Below are 20,201 nucleotides of genomic sequence, written 5' to 3'. Positions count from 1 at the left end.
CGGTGCCTCTTTACTGCTTGAGTTTCGGGTCGAGTGCATCACGCAAACCATCGCCCATGAGGTTGAATGCCAGCACGGTGAGCAGGATGACGACACCAGGGAACGTCACCACCCACCAGGCACTTTGCGCATACTGCAATACGTCGGAGAGCATGGTGCCCCACTCCGGCGTTGGCGGTTGCGCCCCCATTCCGAGAAAGCCCAACGCCGCCATATCGAGGATGGCGTTGGAGAAGCCTAATGAAGCCTGCACGATCAGCGGTGCCAGGCAGTTAGGCAGAATATTGACGAACATCTGGCGCAGCGTACCGGCACCCGCCACGCTGGAAGCGGTCACGTAGTCGCGATTCACTTCCACCAGCACCGCAGCACGCGTCAGACGGATATAGTGCGGCAGGGCGACGAAGGTGATCGCCAGCGAGGCGTTGACAATCGACGGACCAAAGATCGCCACCAGCACCAATGCCAGCAGCAGACTTGGCAGCGCCAGCATGATATCCACCAGACGCATGATCACCGCGTCGACCACGCCGCCGAGGTAACCCGCCATCAGGCCAAACACCACGCCAAGGATCAGCGACAGCACCACCACCAGACAGCCAACCAGCAACGATAAACGTGCGCCGAACATCAGGCGTGACAGCACATCACGGCCCACGTCATCGGTGCCAAAGATAAATTTCCAGCTACCGCCTTCCTGCCACACCGGCGGATGCAGCAGTGCATCACGGAACTGCTCTGACGGCGCGTGCGGCGCCAGTACATCGGCGAAGATGGCGATCAGCAGCATCAGAATGATGTAAACCAGGCCAATCACCGCGCCTTTATTACGTTTGAAGTAGTGCCAGAATTCCTGAATCGGGGTCATCGGCTTGGGTGCAGCGCTTACGCTTGCGGGATCAACAGTTGTCATGATGCCCCCCTTATTTCTTATGTCGAATGCGCGGATTGACCACGCCGTACAACAGATCAACCAGCAGGTTGACCACAATGATCAGAATTGCCACCAGCAATACGCCGCCCTGCACCACCGGATAGTCACGGCGCTGCAATGCTTCGATTAGCCAGCGACCCAGTCCCGGCCACGAGAAGATGGTTTCCGTCAGAATCGCGCCCGCCAGCAAAGTGCCGACTTGCAGACCAATCACGGTGACCACTGGCAGCATGGCGTTACGCAGCGCATGCACCACGATGACGCGCATACGCGTCAGGCCTTTAGCGCGCGCAGTGCGGATATAATCTTCACCCAGCACTTCCAGCATTGAAGAACGCGTCATACGCACGATCACCGCCAGCGGGATAGTGCCGAGCACGATGGCTGGCAAAATCATGTGCATCACCGCATCTTTGAAATCGCCCTCTTCACCCCACAGCAGCGTATCAATCAGCATAAAACCGGTGAGTGGGTGGCTGTCATCAAGGAAAATCGTGTCACTGACACGCCCGGATACCGGCGTCAGGTTGAGCTGCACCGATACCAGCATGATCAGCATGATGCCCCACCAGAAAATCGGCATGGAGTAACCGGTCAGGGAGATACCCACAGCGGTGTGATCAAACACCGAACCGCGTTTTACCGCCGCCAGCACGCCCACCGGAATGCCCACTGCAATCGCGAAGAGCATCGCGCAGATGCCAAGTTCCAGCGTGGCTTTGAAACGAGGGACGAACTCATCCCATACCGGGATGCGGCTTTTCAGCGAGATACCGAGGTCACCGTGCAGCACACCATTAATGTAGGTGATGTACTGTTTCCACATCGGCTGGTCGAGGCCAAATTGGGCCATCAGCTGGGCATGACGCTCGGGAGAAATACCGCGTTCGCCGGCCATGATCAGCACCGGGTCACCGGGGATCAAATGGACAAACGCAAAGGTCAGTAAGGTAATACCGATGAACGTTGGGATGACAAGGCCCAGACGTCGGAGTATGAATTGCAGCATAAGCCGGATTCTCAGTCATTTCCCGTGGCGTTGCCGCCAGGGACTACATTGCTCACAACACGCAATCGACAAAGCCGATCGCGACGCAAGAAGCGCTTCAATATAAGAAATTAGCCGGAAAAAAAGTGCGGAGACCGGGCGGCAAAGGTGCCGCCCGAGGGCCAGCAGCGCTGGCCCAGACCGCGATAATCCGAAAGGTTATTCCTGGATATCGACGTTTTCGAAGTGATGTTTACCTAATGGATCAACCACATAGCCAGTCACTTTCTTGCTCACCGGCTCATACACGGTAGAGTGAGCAATAATCAGCGCCGGAGCCTGGTCATGCATCACTACCTGAGCCTGTTTGTAGAGCTCAATACGTTTGTTGTGATCGGCTTCTGCACGTGCAGGCTGAATCAGATCTTCAAACGGCTTGTAGCACCAGCGTGAGTAGTTAGAACCGTCTTTTGCGGCAGCACAGCTAAACAGGGTGGCGAAGAAGTTATCCGGATCCCCATTATCACCGGTCCAGCCCATCATCACGGTCTGATGCTCACCGGCTTTAGCGCGCTTCAGATACTCGCCCCACTCGAAGGTGACGATTTTGGCTTTGACGCCAATTTTCGCCCAGTCAGCCTGAACCATTTCCGCCATACGACGAGCGTTCGGGTTGTATGGACGCTGAACAGGCATCGCCCACAGGTCGATAGAGAAACCATCAGGCATGCCGGCTTCTTTCAGCAGCTCTTTCGCTTTGGCAGGATCGTAAGCGTAATCTTTCACATCGTCGTTGTAGCCCCACATTGTTGGTGGGATCAGGTTTTTCGCGGCCTGGCCAGCGCCCTGATAAACAGCGTCGATGATGGCTTGTTTGTTCACCGCCATGGTCAGTGCCTGACGCACTTTCACGTTATCCAGCGGTTTTTTCTCGGTGTTGAATGACAGGTAACCGACGTTCAGACCAGGCTGCTCCATCAGGTTAATTTTGTCATCTTTCTTCATGCTGGCGATGTCAGCCGGGTTCGGGTACGGCATCACCTGGCACTCACCCTTCTGCAGTTTGGCGTAACGCACAGACGCATCAGGCGTGATAGAGAACACCAGACGATCAATCTTCGGCTTGGTGCCCCAGAAGTCCGGGTTGGCTTTATACAGAATGCGTGAATCTTTCTGATACTGCTGCAGCACGAATGGACCGGTGCCCACTGGATTGAGGTCCAGCTTCTCTGGCGTGCCGGCTTTCAGCATGTTGTCAGCGTACTCTTTAGACAGGATCGAGGCGAAGTCCATGCCGAGGTCAGCAATGAACGGTGCTTCAGGACGGCTCAGAGTGAAGCGTACGGTGTAGTCGTCAACTTTCTCGATTTTCTCGATCAGCTTCGGCATATCCATACCTTCGAAGTATTCGTAGCTGCCGCCCGATACACCGTGGTACTTGTTGTTTTTGTCGAGCTGGCGCTCGAAGGAGAACACGACGTCGTCAGCGTTGAAGGTACGCGTTGGCTTAAAGTCTTTGGTGGTTTGCCACTTCACGCCTTTACGCAGATGGAAGGTATAGGTTTTACCATCTTCGCTAACGTCCCATTTTTCAGCCAGGCCAGGCTGCAGCTCGGTAGTACCGGTTTTGAACTCAACCAGACGGTTGTAGATCGGCACGGAGCTGGCATCGTAAGTGGTACCCGATGTGAAGAGCTGTGGGTTGAAGCCTTCCGGCGAACCTTCTGAACAATATACGAGGGTTTTCGCCTGGACACCCGCGGCAACAGTCATAGCAATCAGGCTAAGACCGACCTTCAGCATCCTGGATTTAGCCAGGGAGTTGATCATGTTTTGCTCCATTGTGATGTGATGTTGTGTGCGTCGCCCGACCTCTGAATTTTTTTATGCGGTTCGGGCAGCATGCGAGTGGTTTTTTTTGTCATCCGATAGCCAATGGCTCCTCAGAATCGCCCTACTCTGCATGTTATTGACGCATCAATTTGTCAACAGTTGCAAAGAACGTCAATACAAGGTGGGGTTATTTACACAGAGTGTGAGTAAGTGCAAGCAACGATAAAAAACAGGGTTATTGCGCTGAGCCAAAATTTAAAAAGGTGATAAAGCGCTCAATGCCGCGTGATTGTCTGGCTATACAGTCAAATGACAGTGATTATCACCGCTAAAAAACACACAAAAGTTATTGGTAAACGTCGAATAACTGAACGATTCGCCGTGCGTTATGACGTTCAGGCAGCGAAATATGCTGGTGTAATGGCATAAGAAATCAGCAAAAAGCATTAATCGGTCATAAGAAGAATGTGTCGCGAATTAAGCGTGCAGGGTTGATTACGTGAGGGGTCGAGTCGGTAAAGTGGGAATAATGGCGGGTAAATGTGATTTGTCGGATGGGATGGGTGAATTCTAAGGTTAGGTGCAAACAGCATCGCTTTTAAATGGTGCGCTGCTCAGGGAAGGCGGCTCGATCGCAAAGACGGCGTAAATACATCCCTGTAGCCTCGGTCGCCGCATCCCTGCAGCGAACGCTTTGCTCCCCGAGCCCCCTTCCCATCGCTCATCAGCATTGATGCTGCTGTTTTGAAAAGCAGCAAGCACTTAGGCGGCATCATGTTTTCTTTTTGCAACACGCACAGAACCGAATGTTAGCCTTCAAAAACCCGCACAGAATCAGATGAAGGAGGGAATGCGGGGCCGCGGAGTAAAGCGTTACACGCCAGGGATGGCGTGTGTCGAGCGATCAGGGACGAGACAGCGACTTTACGCAGCGGCCCCGTATTCACTCCTGACTGCACCGATTCCGCGATCGACAGACGAAAAAAAACCTGCTTTTTCAAGCAGGTTTTTCAAATATGGTCGGCGAGAGAGGATTCGAACCTCCGACCCACTGGTCCCAAACCAGTTGCGCTACCAAGCTGCGCTACTCGCCGATGGGGGCGAATATTACTGCTCCCCCTTGGGAGCGTCAATCCCTTTTCCGTAAAATCCGCCCGATCGCCTGGAAAGCAAACAGCGCCGCAAAAAGCCCTGCCGCTCAACACCTTCCAGAAAACCCTTACAACGCTTTAGCAGGCGTCGCCGCCGGTGCCTGACACCAGTTATTCGCCGCTTTAATCCCGCCATCCGGCGAACTGTAGCCCAGGCAGCCTAAAATGGTATCGAACAACTCAACATGACGATGGGTTTTCCCCACGCGCTGCTGCGCCTGCAAACGCTCGAAGTTACTGCGGTTGGTGGGATCTTCGAGATATTTATCAGAGGCCCAAACCATCATCGGCACGCGGAACTGCTCCGGCGGCGCCATCTCACGCGGCGTGCCGTGTAAGTGCATATTATCGCTGATCGACTCACCATGATCGGCGGCATAAAACACAATCGCCTTCTTATCACGCAGCTGATCGAGCACGCTATCCAGCATGGTATCGACGTAAAGAATCGAGTTGTCATAAGCATTGATCAACTGCGCTTTACTACAGGTCTCATCCACGCCCATACATTCCGGCTGATAACGGGCGAAGCTGCGCGGATAGCGCTGTGAATACAGATAATGCGAACCCTTAGTGTGCAACACCACCAGATGCTTACCTTTCGGGTAACGTTGCAGCGAGGCCTGCAGTTCTGGCACCAGCAGCATGTCATCCACCGCTTTACCCTGATTACGCTTCTCAGAACCAATCTGCTCACGGAACGAGAAATTATTCACATCGGCGTTATCGTAGAACCACACTTCACTCTGCATGGCGAACAGCTCAGAGGTAAAGCCCAGCTCCTTCATCACCGCAAAAACGTTCTGCTCTTTCAGCGTGCGGCCAGGATTATCCATGGTGCCGCCCTCGCGCACGAACATGCAGCGCAGCGACAGCTTAGTGGCGGTATCGCAAGACTCACCGCGGAACGCCACCAGGTTTTTCTCTTTAGAAAGCTTCGGCGTGGTATCGCGGTCATAGCCCAGCAAACCCATGTGGTCCCAGCGCGTGGTCTCGCCAATCACAAACACCACATAAGTATCATCAATGCCCGGCGGTGCCACGTAAGTAAACTTCTTCGCTGGATCGAGCAGTTCCGCACCATCCATCTCTTCATCGACTTTAGTCCAGGCAAACAGCCCTAGCGCCGCAATCCAGTTAGAAGGCAAATACGAGTGCGCCACCACCCCGCCGTAACTTGGCAGGTCGATATTGGTGATCTCTTCATTCACTTTTTGCAGTTTGTCGAAGTAGCGAATCGGCAACCACACCAGCGCTACGCTCAACAGCATGATCAGCGCAGGCTTCAGACGCTGGCCCGGCGTTTTCAATTGCTCAATCAAGGTCTGGCTAAGGTTATTACGCCAAATCAGCAGCAGCGGCAGCGCGCTGACCAGCACCATCCACAGCACAAAGCGCATGCCGACCACTTCTTTAGAGAGATCGACATCAGTGGTCATCACTGAGGCCACGATGCCGTAGCCGATCACCACATTAAAGAAAGCCATGTAATAGGCGGCAGCCACGGAAATTACCACGGTTAACGTGGCAAAGATGCGATAAACCCACTTACCGCCCAGCGATAGCAGACGCATCAGGAAAAACGTCAGCAGCACCGCAGCGGTCACTTCTGCGACCGCAGAAAGCCAGTTAGAGAGGGTGGATTTCGTTAGGAAGCCGTCAAATCGGCGATAAAAAATTGGCAAATTCAACAAGATGCCGAGATAGAGCGCAAGCAACAGCGACAGCTTTTGCTGCGTTAACGTTTTGATATAATTCATTTACTTATTCATTCCTGACCCGGTGTCAATAAACCAACCTTAAATGTGACTATTTAAAGTCAATAGAGTTCGTCCGTGAGCGAGAAAAGCGCAAGCAACGAGCAGGAACGGGACGAATCTGAACCGGAACGGCAATGAAGGCGCATGCAGCGCAGCAGTAGAACATTTAACCAATGGTAAGACCAGACAATAATTGATCTGACCCCATAAAATGATAAAAGGCCCCTGATGGAGCCTCTCTTTAGACTGGCAGCGACCTTAGTTGATGATATTCAGAGTCACATCAATGTTGCCGCGCGTGGCGTTAGAGTACGGGCAAACAATGTGTGCCGCATCCACCAGTTTCTGTGCTTCGGCTGCATCCATCTCTGGCAGGTGGATGTTCAGTTTAGCTTCGATACCAAAACCGGTTGGAATTGGGCCGATACCGACTTCGCCTTCAATCCACGCATCTTTTGGCATGGTGATTTTGTCACGGCCGGCCACAAACTTCATCGCACCGAGGAAGCACGCTGAGTAACCCGCGGCGAACAGCTGCTCTGGGTTAGTGACTTCGCCGCCTGCGCCGCCCATCTCTTTTGGCACGCCCAGTTTCACATCCAGCACGTTGTCAGACGAAGTCGCACGACCATCACGGCCGCCGGTGGCTTTGGCTTTTGCGGTATAAACAACTTTATCTAAAGACATATTAACCTCACTATTCGCTATATAATCGCGCACTATATATCCATGCGCAGTTTTGACGTTGATATCCAGGATGCCGCGTTGGCGACATCCAAAATGCTTTATTTGGCGCGGTTAAGATTGGTGCGCAAATCGTCCAGCTGATTTTTCAAAGCAATCAAGGTGTCATCGTCACAGGCGGTGGCACAGCGTACCGCCTCGGGAATGCTTTGTGCTCGTTCACGCAGCGCACGACCTTCATCTGTCAGGGTCACCACCACCTGGCGCTCATCGCGACGCGAACGCTGACGGCGTAACAAACCAGCGGATTCTAAGCGTTTCAGCAGCGGCGTCAGCGTGGCTGAATCAAGGAAAAGCTGCTCGCCAATCTCCGATACGGTCACATCATCCTGATTCCACAGCACCAGCATCACCAGGTATTGCGGATAGGTAATCTCCAGCTCAGCCAGCAGCTGGCGATAGACTTTGTGCATCGCGAGATTCGCCGAATAGAGCGCGAAGCAGAGGTGTTGATCAACCTGGAGTGGCGTCTGCTGCACTTTTTTGTCATCTTGATTACTGTTCATGCGATTCAATATAGATAGCGCGCTAGATAATTGCAAGCAACTTTATTCCGGAGTGTTAAAGATGCGTGATTCACTGGAAGAGCAAGCGCGCCGTTATGCCACGCAGGCACATGCTGCTGCGGGTCAGCGTCGCAAATACACCGATGAGCCTTACATCGTGCACCCGGCTGCGGTGGCCGAACTGGTGCGCAGCGTCACCGATGATGAACAGATGATTGCCGCCGCCTGGCTGCATGACACCGTAGAAGATACCCCAAGCACGTTACAGGACATTGAGAGCCATTTTGGACAGCGCGTCGCGCAACTGGTCGATATGCTGACTGACAGCGCGCAGCCCGAGGCGAAAAACCGCACCGCCCGCAAACTGGCGCACTTCCGCCATACCGCCGAAGCCTGTCCCGATGCGCAAACCATCAAGCTGGCCGATATCATCGACAACACCCGCGCCATTGTGCATTTCGATCCCGACTTTGCACGTATCTACCTGATTGAAAAACAGATCCAAATTCAGTTGTTGAATCAGGGCGATCCGCAATTGTGGCAGCAGGCAGAGCAGATCATTCAGCAAGGCATTGATCAGCTGGCGCAGCCACCACACAGCGTGCCAGAGAGTTGGTTTGTGAAACAGGCGGCAAAATACGGCGGATTAAGCTGAAAAAAAACCCGCCGTGCAGGCGGGTCAGAGAACCGATAGTCTTCTTACTCGAGTAACTGCCGTCCCAGGTAGGGATTCGCTTGCAGCAGTTTCATCAGTTTACGTGCCGTAGCGGATGGGCGCGTGCGTTGCGCCTCCCAACTTTTTACAGATGAAACGCTCACCCCCATCACGCGGGCGAATTCATCCACCTGCATGCCGGTCATTTCGCGTAAACGCTGTGGCTCGGGAACGGATACTGCGTTGAGTGTAATTTCTGATACGGAAGGCTGTGCATCACGTGTCAAAACAATCTGCTCAAGGCTACTCAATAACTCGACCATTGGATCTTTTATTTCCATAGAGAACTCCTTAAAACTCACTATGAAGCACGTGAAAGTAGAGAGGTAAGCGCCACCAGGCGCTGAAACCCGGCCAAGTCAGGCTGTATCCCGCAGCGGTCTTTTCAATTTTTTATTAAACCGTTACGGGACACAGCCTGTTGCACACTGCGAAAAGATGTCATAGCAATGCAACAACCAGCCGGGTTACTAATTATGGGTCAGATCCCCGGCTTTGCTGCCTGATTACTGATTATTTTTTATTCTTACTTATGCCGCTGAAGGATCGATCACCATAAGTAACTGACCCGCCTGCACTTGCTGCCCGGCCTGGCGATAGAAACAATGGATTTTTCCACTGACTGGCGCCACGATCGGGATTTCCATCTTCATGGATTCGAGTATGCCTACCGTGGCACCCGCTTCAATCTCACTGCCTTCGTCAACCAACCATTGCCACACGCTGCCCGCCACCTGGCTCTCTACCGGGCTACACCCTGCAGGCACCGTAATCTCTTCACTACTCTGTTCCTGCAGCTGACTGTCGAAGGTGAATTGCCCTTCTGCTCGCCAGCGCGCCAGTTCACAGTCAAAAGCCTGCTGACGTTGCTGCTGGAAGGCGTCGATTTCCTCCGCCTGCTCCACCAGCATCGCCTGATAATCTGCAAGGCGGAATTCGCCCTCTTCGCTCCGCAGCGGATAGTCACCCCACGGGAAACGCTCGCGAATGCTGAGCAATTCCTCGGCGCTGACCGGATAAAAACGGATTTGATCAAAGAAGCGCAGCAGCCACGGCTGTGTGAAGGCCGGGGTTTGTCGATCGCGGTTCCACATCTGCATGGTGCGCCCGACAAACTGATAACCGCCCGGCCCTTCCATGCCATAGACGCACATGTAAGCGCCGCCAATACCTACCGAGTTTTCTGCTGTCCAGGTGCGCGCCGGATTGTACTTCGTGGTCACCAGGCGATGACGCGGGTCGAGCGGCGTCGCCACGGGCGCACCAAGATAGACATCGCCCAGCCCCATCACCAGATAGGCGGCGCTGAACACGATCTCCTTCACCTCATCAATGCTGGTAAGGCCATTGATGCGGCGGATAAATTCAATATTGCTGGGGCACCAGGGTGCATCAGGTCGCACTGACTGGCTGTAGCGGGTGATAGCCTCACGACAGGCCGCATCGTCCCAACTGAGCGGTAGCCATACGGTACGTGAAGGCACCGCGGCATCGCTGAGGTCGCCCAGCGCATGATCAATGTGCAAAATTTGCGCCAACAGCTCACTTCTCACACAGTGTTGTGCGTCGTAGTGCACCTGCAACGAACGGATGCCCGGCGTTAACTCCAGCTGCCCCGGCAATGGATGGGCTTCCAGCTGTTGCATCAACGCATGCACGCGAAAACGTAGGGCGATATCCAGCATCAAATCGCCATATTCGACCAGCAGGAAGCGGTCACCTGCCACACGTACGCTGAGGGATGGACGCCCATTTTCTGCCGCATGATGGTGCAATAATGGATCAATAAGGGGCAGAGCAGCGTTCACTGTAAGCGGTGCTGATTGCAGTTTAATGATCGCTTCACGCTGCGCCTGGGCCAGTTGATCGGCATCACTCAGATCGATCGGCAGGAAGCGCACACGATCCCCGGCTTTGAGCTGTCCGAGCTTCCACAGATCGGCTTCGATCACCGTGGCCGGGCAGACAAAGCCACCGAGCGAAGGACCGTCCGGACCGAGGATCACCGGCATATCGCCGGTAAAATCTACCGTACCAAAGGCGTAGGCGTTGTCGTGAATATTGGAGGGATGCATACCCGCTTCGCCGCCATCGCTGCGCGCCCAGGTCGGTTTGGGGCCAATCAGGCGGATGCCGGTGCGGCTGGAGTTGTAGTGCACCTGCCACTCGGCGGCAAAAAACGCCTCGATGTCTTCATCGGTAAAGAAGGTCGGTGCGCCGTGCGGGCCGTAAATCACCCGCAGCTGCCATTCGCCGTTAAGTTCCGGCACCAACTCGCGAGGCAAGTCTGCCGTTGCCAGCACCTGCGGATCGGCAAGATGCAATACATCGCCCGCCCGCAAAGCCCGCCCGGCGTGACCGCCAAACTTGCCGAGCGTAAAGGTGCTGCGGCTGCCAAGATAGCGCGGCGTATTCAAGCCGCCCGCCAGCAGCAGATAGCTGCGGCACCCTCCACTCACATCACCCAGCGTCAGGGTTTGCCCGGCCTGTGCAGTGACGATCTGATGCATCGTTAACGACTGCTGATCCAGCTGCGCGGCAATCGGTGCGCCGGTCAGAACAAAACTGCACGCCTGATTAAAACGCAGCGTGGGACCGCGCAGGGTGATCTCCAGTCCCGCCGCCTGCGTGTCGTTATTCAATAAGCGATTACCCAACTGGAACGCGCGGCTGTCAAATGGGCCAGACGGCGGCACACCGACGTGCCAGTAACCGACGCGGCCTGGCGCATCCTGCACCGTGGTCAAGGTGCCGCCGCTGAGGATATCCAGCGTCGGCGGTTGCCACTGCACGCCGCCCAACGTGGCGGTGATGATGCGGCCCTGCTGCACTTCCGGCAGGGAACAGAGATGGCGCAACCACAGCAGATTGGTTTCGATACCGTACAGCTCGGTGGCGTCCAGCACCTGTGCCAGACTGCGCAATGCCATTTCACGGCTGGCCGCATGCACAATCACTTTCGCCAGCATCGGATCGTAGAACGGCGATACTTCCATGCCGGTTTCCACGCTGCTGTCGATGCGCAGCGTGGCGTCTTCACTTTCCGTCGGGAACTGGACGTGACTGAGCAAACCGGCACTGGGCTGGAACTGTTTGGCCGGATCTTCAGCGTACAGGCGCACCTGAATCGCATGGCCTTGCGCTTCGGTCGATAAGGTGTGCAGCGGCGGCAACGTTTGTTGCGCCAGCTCCACCATCCAGCGTACCAAATCCACGCCATACACCATTTCAGTGACGCCGTGCTCCACCTGCAAACGGGTGTTCACTTCAAGAAACCAGAACTGCTGGCTGGCATCATCGTAGACATACTCCACGGTGCCCGCGCTGCGGTAGTTGACCGCACGCGCCAGTCGCACCGCAGTTGCTTGTAGCTCAGCGCGAACCGCCGCACTCAATCCCGGTGCGGGCGTCTCTTCCAGCACTTTTTGGTTGCGGCGCTGAGCAGAACAGTCACGCTCGCCAAGGGCAATCACATTGCCAGCACCATCGCCAAAGATCTGCACCTCAATGTGGCGCGCGCGGGCGATAAACTTCTCTAAAAATACGCCATCGTCGGCGAAATTATTGCCTGCCAGTCGTTTAACACGCGTAAACGCCGCATTGAGCTGTTCGGCATCATCACAACGCTGCATGCCAATACCGCCGCCACCGGCGGTGCTTTTCAGCATCACCGGGTAGCCAATCTTCTCCGCCATCACTCGCGCTTCGTCCAGCGAAGTCAGTAAACCACTGCCCGGCAGCAGCGGCACCTGATTCTCCTGTGCCAGCGCACGCGCACGATGTTTTAAACCGAACGCGGCCATCTGCCCGACACTCGGCCCGAGGAACTGCACGCCGGCCGCTTCACAGCGCGTCACAAACTCGGGATTTTCGCTGAGGAATCCGTAACCGGGATGCACTGCCTGCGCCCCGCTCTGTGCGGCAATTTCCAGTATTTTTTGCTGATTAAGATAAGTGTCTCGCACCTGCCCCTCGCCCAGCGACCAGGCTTCATCGGCCAGTCGCACATGGCGCGCGTGGCGATCGGCTTCGGCATACACCGCAATCGCGCGGATGTTCATCGCTTGCAAGGTACGGATGATGCGCACAGCAATCGCGCCACGGTTGGCAATCAATACGCGATCAATCATGAGTGAAATCTCTTATTACGGCAGGTCGTCCTGCAGGGACAATGACGGCTTAAAAACGGGTCGTCCCGTTGCGTCAAAGATTCACCACACGCTGACTAAGATCGGCGTCGGGTTGTAACCGTTACAGGGGTTGTTGAGCTGCGGGCAGTTGGAGATCAGCACCAGGATATTCATCTCCGCCACCATCTCGACGTATTTACCCGGTGCAGAAATGCCATCGGCGAAGGTCAAACCACCGTCGTGCGTCACCGGCACGTTCATAAAGAAGTTGATGTTGTGGGTGATATCGCGACGCGTCAGGCCAAATTCTGGCTTCTCAGCCACCGCCAGCATCCAGCTGTCACGGCAGGAATGCATATGGCGCTTCTCCAGGTCGTAGCGCACGGTGTTGCTTTCACAGGAGCAGGCGCCGCCCAACGTATCGTGGCGACCACAGGTATCGGCAGTTATCGTCAGCATCGGGCGATCCAAGTTGGAACGCAGCACGCTGCCCGCACTGAGGAACACATTCTTTTGCCCGCGCAGCGTATCGCTCATGCTATAGCGCTCGGCGGTGTCGTCGGCGTTGAAGAACAGGGTATCGGCAGCCTGATTCCCTTCCAGATCGGTGATACGCAAGGTCTGGCCCGCTTCGATGCGCTGCAACCAGTAATCACCGGCGTTCACCTGCTGCTGGAATTTAGCTTCGGCGGGATAGAGTAAGCTTTCAGTGATCATCAGATTTCTCCTTGCAGCTGATAGAGTGCGTTGTTGCGCAGTCCGCGCTGGTTCTCACCACGCGCCAGGCAAATGTCCGGCAGCGGCGCGCGCTGGGCGTCCAGTGCGATCTGCACCGGCTGGCGCGGATATTCGCTGCTTACATTCAGCGGATGCGGGCAGGTGTGTAGGATCACCAGCGTGTCCATGGCGAAGCGCAGCCGCACCTGTGCGCCAGGTGCACCCTGCTGCTCCAGTTGCAGCGTGCCGTTATCATCGGCGCGCACCCTGGCAAACAGGTTGAGGCAAGAGGCCATATCACGCTGGCCGAGGCCGTATTTCGCCAGCTCGACGAGGAAACTGTCGTAGCCATTTTGATGGCGCAGATTGCGCGCCTGCTGATAGTTGCTGGCGCCGAAGCGTGCGGCAGTGTGCTCAGCATTCAAGGTGCCGCAAACGCTCTCATGCCAGCCGAAACTGTCTTCTTCGATGCCGCAAAAAATGCGCCCCATATCGGAATAAAGGCAGTGCCCGGCCGTCAGGCGGAAAGTGTGCTGGCACTTCAGCGTATCGGGCGCGTTGTAGCGCTCCAGCAGATTTTCCGGGTTGTAGAACAGCATGCCGACGTTGGCACCGCCTTCAATATCGGTCAGTGTCAGCGCCGTACCGCTGCGCATCACCAGCGACCAGTGCGATCCCGCCGGTAACAGGGTTTGATAAGCATTCATGTGTTGCTCCTTTAAGCCACCTGCGGCTCAGATGGCAGCGCAACATCAGGCTGTGTGCGATCCAGCGGCAGGTCGTAAGTGATAGTCGCGCCCCAGGCTTGCGGCGCGTGCGGGTCATGACGCAGTTTGTCGAACACCAGCAGGCGTGAAGCCAGGCTGAAGCCCTCTTTCAGGTCATGCGTGATCATAAATATGGTCAGGTTGTGTTGCTGCCACAGGCGGGTAATCAGCTGGTGCATTTCACTGCGGATACCGGGATCGAGCGCACCAAACGGCTCATCAAGCAGCAGGATACGCGGCTGTTTCATCAACGCCTGTGCCAGCGCCAGGCGTTGCTGCATGCCGCCCGAGAGCTGGTGCGGGTATTTGCTTTGCGCATGCTCCAGGCCAACCTGCGCCAGCATTGCCTGCGCACGCTGACGAATCGCCTGGCGCTTTTTGCCCCACACACGTCCCAGCCAGCGGGCGCTGCTGAACTCTTCCGCCAGCATCACATTGCCGAGCACCGTCAGATGGGGAAACACCGAATAGCGCTGGAATACCACGCCGCGATGGGCATCGGGTTCGTCGGGGATGGGTTCACCGTCCAGCAGCAGTTGGCCTTTGGTCGGCGATTCGGTGCCAAGTAGCATGTTGAGGAAAGTGGTTTTGCCACAGCCGGACGCCCCGACAATCGCCACAAACTCGCCCTGCTCGACGTTGATGTTGAGACGTTCCAGCACCACCTGATCGCCGTAATGCTTTTCGAGGTTTTTCAGTTGCAGTAATGGCATGGTTCGCTCCTGAATCATTTCGTGTGATACCACGGCCAGCAACGACGGCTGATCAGCCGCAGCAGCAGGTCGAGCACAAAGGCCAGCAGCGCGATCCACGCCACGTACGGCAAAATCACATCCATCGCCAGATAACGGCGCATCAGGAAGATGCGGTAACCCAACCCTTCAGTGGCGGCAATCGCTTCAGCAGCAATCAGGAACAACCACGCCGACGCCAGCGACAGACGCACCGCATCCAGCAGACGCGGCATCATCTGCGGCAGAATCACGCGCCACAAAATCTGCGCGCTGTGCCCACCGAGCGTCTGCGCTTTCACCAGCTGCTCGCGCGGGATTTTCTCCACCTGCAACTGCAAATCGCGCGCAATCAGCGGGGTAATACCAATCACGATCAGCACCACTTTCGACACTTCGCCGAGGCCAAAGCAGATAAACAGAATCGGCAGAATTGCCAGCGGCGGCACCAGCGCGACTACCGTCACCAGCGGTGCCAGCACTGCCCGCACCACCGGCAGCGCGCCGGTGAACAGGCCAATCGCCAGCGCCAGCAGTGCGCTGATCGCCACCCCGCTCAGCAGGCGCATCAGGCTGGCGGCGGTGTCGGTCCACAGCAGGTATTCCCCGGTGCGCGGGCTGGGCTGAAACGCCATGCGACTGATGGCGTCCCCCATCGCGTTAAACCCTGGCAACAGTTTGTCTGCGGCGTTCAGGCTGAGACGCGCATCCGACGCGAACAGATAGACCAGCAGCAGCGCCAGCAGCGGCAGGATGCCAAGCAGCAGGCGACCGAGCGGCAGCGGTTGGTAGTTGATCAATTTACGCATCGGCATCGTCTCGCTTAAAGCTGACCCGCAGCGGCCAGTTTGGTGAACTCATCGGTGAAGCGCAGTTTCAGGTTGTTGGTATCGCCCCAATTGCCTGCTGGCGTTTCCACGCCCACCACATCAGCACTCGGTGCGCCTTCACCCAGTAAACCGTGCTTGAAGGAGAACTCTGCGACCAGCTGCATGGTGGCTTTCAACTGCGGGCTGTCGACAAAATCGAGGGTGGTTTTGGCATCGCTGAACAAGTGAGTGGCGGCCAGCTGCTGATCGAAGCCCGCCAGATCGGTGCCGGAAGCCTGCGCCATTTGCGTGCGCGCAGCTTTGGCGCTGTCACTGGCGCCGGACATGGTTTTCAGCGTTTCATACCAGGCACCGGTCAGCGCCTTGCCCAACTGCGGATACTTTTTCAGCGTGGCGGTATTCACCACCAGCAAGTCGAGGATTTCGCCCGGGATCTGTGCAGAAGAGAAAATCAGATGGCTGTCCGGTTGCTTTTCCGCTTCGGCCAGCAGCGGGTTCCACGTGACGATGGAGTGAACGTCAGACGTGCCGAACGCCGCCACCAGATCGGCATCCGCGGTGTTCACCACTTTGACATCCTTCTCGCTCATGCCCGATTTCTCTAGCGCACGCGCCAGCAGATAGTGAGAGACCGAGAGTTCGACCAGATTGATCGGCTTGCCTTTGAGCGAGGCAATGTTGCCTTTGCCCTTCAGCAAAATACCGTCATTGCCGTTGGAGTAGTCGCCGACGATCAGCGCCGTGCTGTCCACGCCGCCGGTGGCAGGGATGGTCAGCGCATCCATGTTGGTCATGGTGCAGCCGTCAAAGCCACCTGCGGTGTATTGGTTCACCGATTCGATGTAGTCATTGACCTGCACAAACTGGATGTCGATGCCGTATTTATCGGCCCATTTTTTCACGATGCCGCTCTGCTGGGCGAAATCCCATGGCATCCAACCCGCGTAAATGGACCAACAGATCTTGAAGGAGGGTTTGTCGGCGGCCAGCGTATTGACGCTGAACAGTACGACGGTGCAAAGCAACAGCAAGCGAAGGCAGGCTTTGATCATGATGGTTCCTCTGGCGTTAACGGGCGAAATAAAAGCAGGAGGCGGCGAGCAACGATCTCGCTTTCCTCCCGGGCTTTTGTCCCGCCGTGTAACCGTCAGAGGACGGTCGGTCACTCTTGGACCAGCATCTTTCGACCGGAACCCTAGTGACCCATTGCAAATTGTCTGGCGACATCGGTTGCCCGCTATCGCTCCTGCATCTGCATAAACACATTCAAAAAAAGTGCCAATATTTCAATTCATTGAAAAACAACATCATTCACGTTATTTCCAGTTCGAACGGTTCGCCTCGTGCACAGCAATGCAGCGTGAGCGCACCAACATGAAGCGCAACTTCCACCATGAATATTGATGCACCTCGCAGTTTTAAACGAAGCCCGAAAAAACTTTTACTTACTGTTCAAAGGGTTATTCCTGTCACGTACCTGTCATCTTTGAACCAATCCAATATTGGTTCGCTTCTTGCCTAAGCTGATAAAGCCGATTGTTCAGCCTTTCATCAGTAAAAGTGCTGGTTAATCCGGGATTACCGATCTTTTTCTGATGCTTAAACAGGCGAACCAATCATGAGTCACACGTCAGATAGCGCTCGCAACTCCAGTTCTGCTCTGGAGCAACTGCGTCAACTGATCCAGCAACAGGAGCAGCAGCCCGATCGTGCGCTGCCCACGGAACGTGAACTGGCGGAGCGTTTTGGCGTCGGACGCCGTGAGATCCGCCGCGCCCTCGACGTGCTGGAAGAGGAGGGACGCATCTGGCGGAAACAGGGCAAAGGCACCTTTGTTGGCCCTGCTGCACCGGTGCAGCCGCTGGCGCTGCACGACCTGCCGCAGCAGTCGAATCTGCTGGAAGTGATGGAAGCGCGCTTGCAACTGGAGCCAGGGTTGGCGCGACTGGCCGCCCTGCGCGCCAGTAAAGAGCAGATTGCACTGATGAAGCGCCTGCTGGAACGCATGAATGGCATCACGGCACCGGAGGATGGCGACCAGCACGAACTGTGGGACAGCGCCTTTCATCGCGCCATCGCCGAAGCTGCCGGGAATCGCTTGATGCTGGGATTATTCGATGCCGTGGATGCCGTGCGCCGCGATCCGGGCTGGCAGCATCTGCGGGTGCAGGCGCGCACGCCCGCTCGCCTCAACAACTACGATGACCATCACCAGCGCCTGGTGAATCACATCGCGCAACGCCAGCCGCATGAAGCCGCTGCCGCGATGCGCGAACACTTACTGGCACTGCAACAGGCGCTGCTTGAAGCGCTTTACAACCATCAAGAGGAGACGCCATGAACGATCACCCGGTGCTTAGCGTTCGCAACCTGCGCGTGCAGTTTCGCGGTTCGCCCGTCACGGTATTGGACGATATCTCTCTGACGCTGCACGCGGGTGAAACGCTGGCACTGGTTGGGGAATCGGGCTGCGGCAAAAGCATCACCTCACTCACATTGATGGGCCTGCAACCCGCCAATGCTGAGATTTTACAAGGCGAGATGCAGTTCGACGGGCGCAGCCTGCGCGATCTTAGTGCCAGCGATTACGCTAGCCTGCGCGGCAATCAGCTGGCGATGATTTTCCAGGAGCCGATGACCTCGCTCAATCCGGCCTTCACCCTCGGCGATCAGCTCAGTGAAGCGGTGATGCGTCATCGCCGCGTCAATCGCCGCACGGCGATGGAAGCCGCGCTGACCATCCTGCAAAAAGTGCAGATTCCCGCCCCGGAGATGCGCCTCAAAGCCTACCCGCATCAGTTGTCTGGCGGTATGCGCCAACGCGTGATGATCGCAATGGCATTGATTAACAATCCAAAGCTGCTGATTGCCGATGAGCCAACCACCGCACTCGATGTCACCATTCAGGCACAGATTCTTGCGCTGCTGAATACCCTGAAGCAGGAAACCGGCACCGCCGTATTGATGATTACTCATGACCTGGGCGTGGTGGCGGAAGTCGCGCAGCGTGTGGCGGTGATGTACGCCGGTCAGGTGGTAGAAACCGGCAGCGTGGAAGCGATTTTTAACGATCCCCAGCATCCGTACACCATTGGCCTGATGGGATCGATTCCCAGCCTGAGCGCACGCAGCGGCACACTGGCCACCATTCCTGGCCAGGTTCCATTACCGGAAAACATGCCCGCAGGGTGTCGTTTTGCCAACCGCTGCCCCTTTGCCGAACTCCGCTGCCAGCATAACCGCCCGACGCTGCGTGCGCTGGCTACCGATCATCAGGTCGCCTGTTTCCGCGCGCCGCTGGAACAGTACGTCTCGTTGGGAGAGATCGCATGAAGCCGATTTTAGAGTGCCGCGATTTAAGCAAAACCTTTGCCGGACCCAACCGCCTGTTCAAACGCAATCGCGGCGTCACCGCGGTGGATCGCGTGTCGTTACAGGTGATGCCGGGTGAGACGCTGGCAATTGTCGGCGAATCGGGATCGGGTAAATCGACCCTCGGTCGTTTGCTGCTACGTCTGCTGGCGGCCAGTGCCGGAGACGTGTTTTATCAGGGCGAAAGTATTACCGATGCCAGCGGCGCACGCCTGAATCAACTGCGCCGCGAACTGCAAATCATCTTTCAGGACCCCTTTGCCTCACTAAATCCGCGTATGACGGTGCAACAGATTGTCGGCGAGCCGCTGTGGCTGCATGAAAAACTGAGCCGAGAGGCGCGCCATGCGCGCGTCGCTGAGTTACTGCGCACCGTGGGTTTACCGGCTGCCTGGGCAGAGCGTTATCCGCACGAATTTTCCGGCGGTCAGCGTCAGCGTATCGGCATCGCCCGTGCTCTCGCCTCCCAACCCAAATTGCTGCTGGGCGATGAGCCGGTTTCCGCCTTAGACGTTTCCGTGCAGGCGCAGGTGGTGAATCTGCTGGAAAGCCTGAAACAGCAGTTTGGCCTGACGATGATCATCGTGGCGCACGGTCTGGCGGTGATTCGCCATATGAGCGATCGCGTGGCGGTGATGTACCTCGGACAGATTGTTGAAGTCGCCACCGTGGACGAGATTTTTGACGCGCCGCTGCACCCCTATACCCAAGCGCTGATCGCCTCCGCGCCGCAGATGCAACCGGGCGTCAGCCGCCAGATTCCGATGTTGCAGGGCGATCTGCCCAATCCAGCCAATCCGCCCAGCGGCTGTCGTTTTCACACACGCTGCCCATGGGCGACATCGGATTGCCGTCAGTTTGAACCGATTAACCAGGTGCTGAGCGGTGGCCGCCAGATTGCCTGTCATCGCTGGCAGGAGATTAACCGCGATCGCAGCGTCATCGTGATTGCCCCCCCTTCTGCCGCCTTTTTACGTCGCCGCGCGCTGTTTGAGCAGGCGGTCAAGCAACAAGCCTAACCCT

17 protein-coding genes, 1 tRNA gene and 1 riboswitch are annotated in these 20,201 nt (G+C 56.3%); of the genes, 4 read left to right on the top strand and 14 right to left on the bottom strand.

What is annotated here, in order from left to right:
• Positions 1 to 10: 10 nt before the first annotated feature.
• The 7 genes from dppC to H7A81_RS02880 form a co-directional block, all read right to left on the bottom strand.
• Positions 11 to 913: a dipeptide ABC transporter permease DppC gene (gene dppC / locus H7A81_RS02910; protein WP_034827779.1), complete on the bottom strand. Its 903-nt coding sequence runs from the start codon at positions 911 to 913 to the stop codon at positions 11 to 13.
• A gap of 10 nt (positions 914 to 923) precedes the next feature.
• Positions 924 to 1,943 carry a dipeptide ABC transporter permease DppB gene (dppB, locus tag H7A81_RS02905; protein WP_034827777.1) on the bottom strand — a complete coding sequence of 340 codons (1,020 nt, stop codon included), beginning with the start codon at positions 1,941 to 1,943 and terminating at the stop codon, positions 924 to 926.
• Positions 1,944 to 2,141: 198 nt separating this feature from the next.
• Positions 2,142 to 3,752 (bottom strand): dipeptide ABC transporter periplasmic-binding protein DppA, encoded by a 1,611-nt coding sequence (dppA, locus tag H7A81_RS02900; protein WP_034827775.1) that lies wholly within the window; start codon positions 3,750 to 3,752, stop codon positions 2,142 to 2,144.
• Positions 3,753 to 4,772: 1,020 nt separating this feature from the next.
• Positions 4,773 to 4,849: transfer RNA gene (locus H7A81_RS02895), tRNA-Pro, on the bottom strand.
• A gap of 125 nt (positions 4,850 to 4,974) precedes the next feature.
• Positions 4,975 to 6,666, bottom strand: coding sequence for a kdo(2)-lipid A phosphoethanolamine 7''-transferase (eptB, locus tag H7A81_RS02890; RefSeq protein ID WP_182056676.1), 1,692 nt, complete (start codon positions 6,664 to 6,666; stop codon positions 4,975 to 4,977).
• A gap of 258 nt (positions 6,667 to 6,924) precedes the next feature.
• Positions 6,925 to 7,353: an organic hydroperoxide resistance protein gene (locus tag H7A81_RS02885; RefSeq protein ID WP_034827959.1), complete on the bottom strand. Its 429-nt coding sequence runs from the start codon at positions 7,351 to 7,353 to the stop codon at positions 6,925 to 6,927.
• Between the two features lie 98 nt (positions 7,354 to 7,451).
• Positions 7,452 to 7,916: a MarR family winged helix-turn-helix transcriptional regulator gene (locus H7A81_RS02880; protein ID WP_182056675.1), complete on the bottom strand. Its 465-nt coding sequence runs from the start codon at positions 7,914 to 7,916 to the stop codon at positions 7,452 to 7,454.
• Between the two features lie 61 nt (positions 7,917 to 7,977).
• Between H7A81_RS02880 and H7A81_RS02875 the strand changes: the two genes are divergently transcribed.
• Positions 7,978 to 8,571, top strand: a complete 594-nt coding sequence (locus tag H7A81_RS02875; protein WP_034827769.1) for an HD domain-containing protein — start codon at positions 7,978 to 7,980, stop codon at positions 8,569 to 8,571.
• Positions 8,572 to 8,615: 44 nt separating this feature from the next.
• Here H7A81_RS02875 and H7A81_RS02870 read toward each other — a convergent pair whose 3' ends face one another.
• From H7A81_RS02870 to H7A81_RS02840, 7 genes are all read right to left on the bottom strand, one after another.
• Complete coding sequence (locus H7A81_RS02870; protein WP_034827767.1) at positions 8,616 to 8,912, bottom strand: HTH-type transcriptional regulator; 297 nt, start codon at positions 8,910 to 8,912, stop codon at positions 8,616 to 8,618.
• Between the two features lie 249 nt (positions 8,913 to 9,161).
• Positions 9,162 to 12,761 (bottom strand): urea carboxylase, encoded by a 3,600-nt coding sequence (uca, locus tag H7A81_RS02865; RefSeq protein ID WP_182056674.1) that lies wholly within the window; start codon positions 12,759 to 12,761, stop codon positions 9,162 to 9,164.
• A gap of 81 nt (positions 12,762 to 12,842) precedes the next feature.
• Positions 12,843 to 13,478: an urea amidolyase associated protein UAAP2 gene (locus tag H7A81_RS02860; protein WP_182056673.1), complete on the bottom strand. Its 636-nt coding sequence runs from the start codon at positions 13,476 to 13,478 to the stop codon at positions 12,843 to 12,845.
• A complete protein-coding gene (locus H7A81_RS02855; RefSeq protein ID WP_182056672.1) occupies positions 13,478 to 14,185 on the bottom strand; it encodes an urea amidolyase associated protein UAAP1 in 708 nt (235 codons plus the stop codon). Before H7A81_RS02855 ends, H7A81_RS02860 begins: the two co-directional genes overlap by 1 nt.
• Before the next feature lie 11 nt (positions 14,186 to 14,196).
• Positions 14,197 to 14,958: an ABC transporter ATP-binding protein gene (locus tag H7A81_RS02850; protein WP_182056671.1), complete on the bottom strand. Its 762-nt coding sequence runs from the start codon at positions 14,956 to 14,958 to the stop codon at positions 14,197 to 14,199.
• Positions 14,959 to 14,972: 14 nt separating this feature from the next.
• The gene (locus H7A81_RS02845) at positions 14,973 to 15,785 is read right to left on the bottom strand and encodes an ABC transporter permease (protein WP_182056670.1); all 813 of its coding nucleotides are present in this window, start codon (positions 15,783 to 15,785) and stop codon (positions 14,973 to 14,975) included.
• A 14-nt stretch (positions 15,786 to 15,799) separates the two neighbouring features.
• Positions 15,800 to 16,858 carry a putative urea ABC transporter substrate-binding protein gene (locus H7A81_RS02840; RefSeq protein WP_182056669.1) on the bottom strand — a complete coding sequence of 353 codons (1,059 nt, stop codon included), beginning with the start codon at positions 16,856 to 16,858 and terminating at the stop codon, positions 15,800 to 15,802.
• A 63-nt stretch (positions 16,859 to 16,921) separates the two neighbouring features.
• A riboswitch (guanidine-I (ykkC/yxkD leader) is annotated at positions 16,922 to 17,016 on the bottom strand.
• A gap of 408 nt (positions 17,017 to 17,424) precedes the next feature.
• Here H7A81_RS02840 and H7A81_RS02835 point away from each other — a divergent pair.
• From H7A81_RS02835 to H7A81_RS02825, 3 genes are read left to right on the top strand one after another with little or no spacing between them, the layout of a single operon-like run.
• Positions 17,425 to 18,147, top strand: a complete 723-nt coding sequence (locus H7A81_RS02835) for a FadR/GntR family transcriptional regulator (RefSeq protein ID WP_160833346.1) — start codon at positions 17,425 to 17,427, stop codon at positions 18,145 to 18,147.
• Positions 18,144 to 19,139, top strand: coding sequence for an ABC transporter ATP-binding protein (locus H7A81_RS02830; protein ID WP_182056668.1), 996 nt, complete (start codon positions 18,144 to 18,146; stop codon positions 19,137 to 19,139). Before H7A81_RS02835 ends, H7A81_RS02830 begins: the two co-directional genes overlap by 4 nt.
• Positions 19,136 to 20,197, top strand: coding sequence for an ABC transporter ATP-binding protein (locus H7A81_RS02825; protein ID WP_182056667.1), 1,062 nt, complete (start codon positions 19,136 to 19,138; stop codon positions 20,195 to 20,197). Before H7A81_RS02830 ends, H7A81_RS02825 begins: the two co-directional genes overlap by 4 nt.
• Positions 20,198 to 20,201 lie beyond the last annotated feature (4 nt).

Source organism: Pantoea sp. ME81 (assembly GCF_903970985.1).
GTDB lineage: Bacteria > Pseudomonadota > Gammaproteobacteria > Enterobacterales > Enterobacteriaceae > Pantoea > Pantoea communis.
This window is presented reverse-complemented; position numbering and strand designations above follow the sequence as displayed.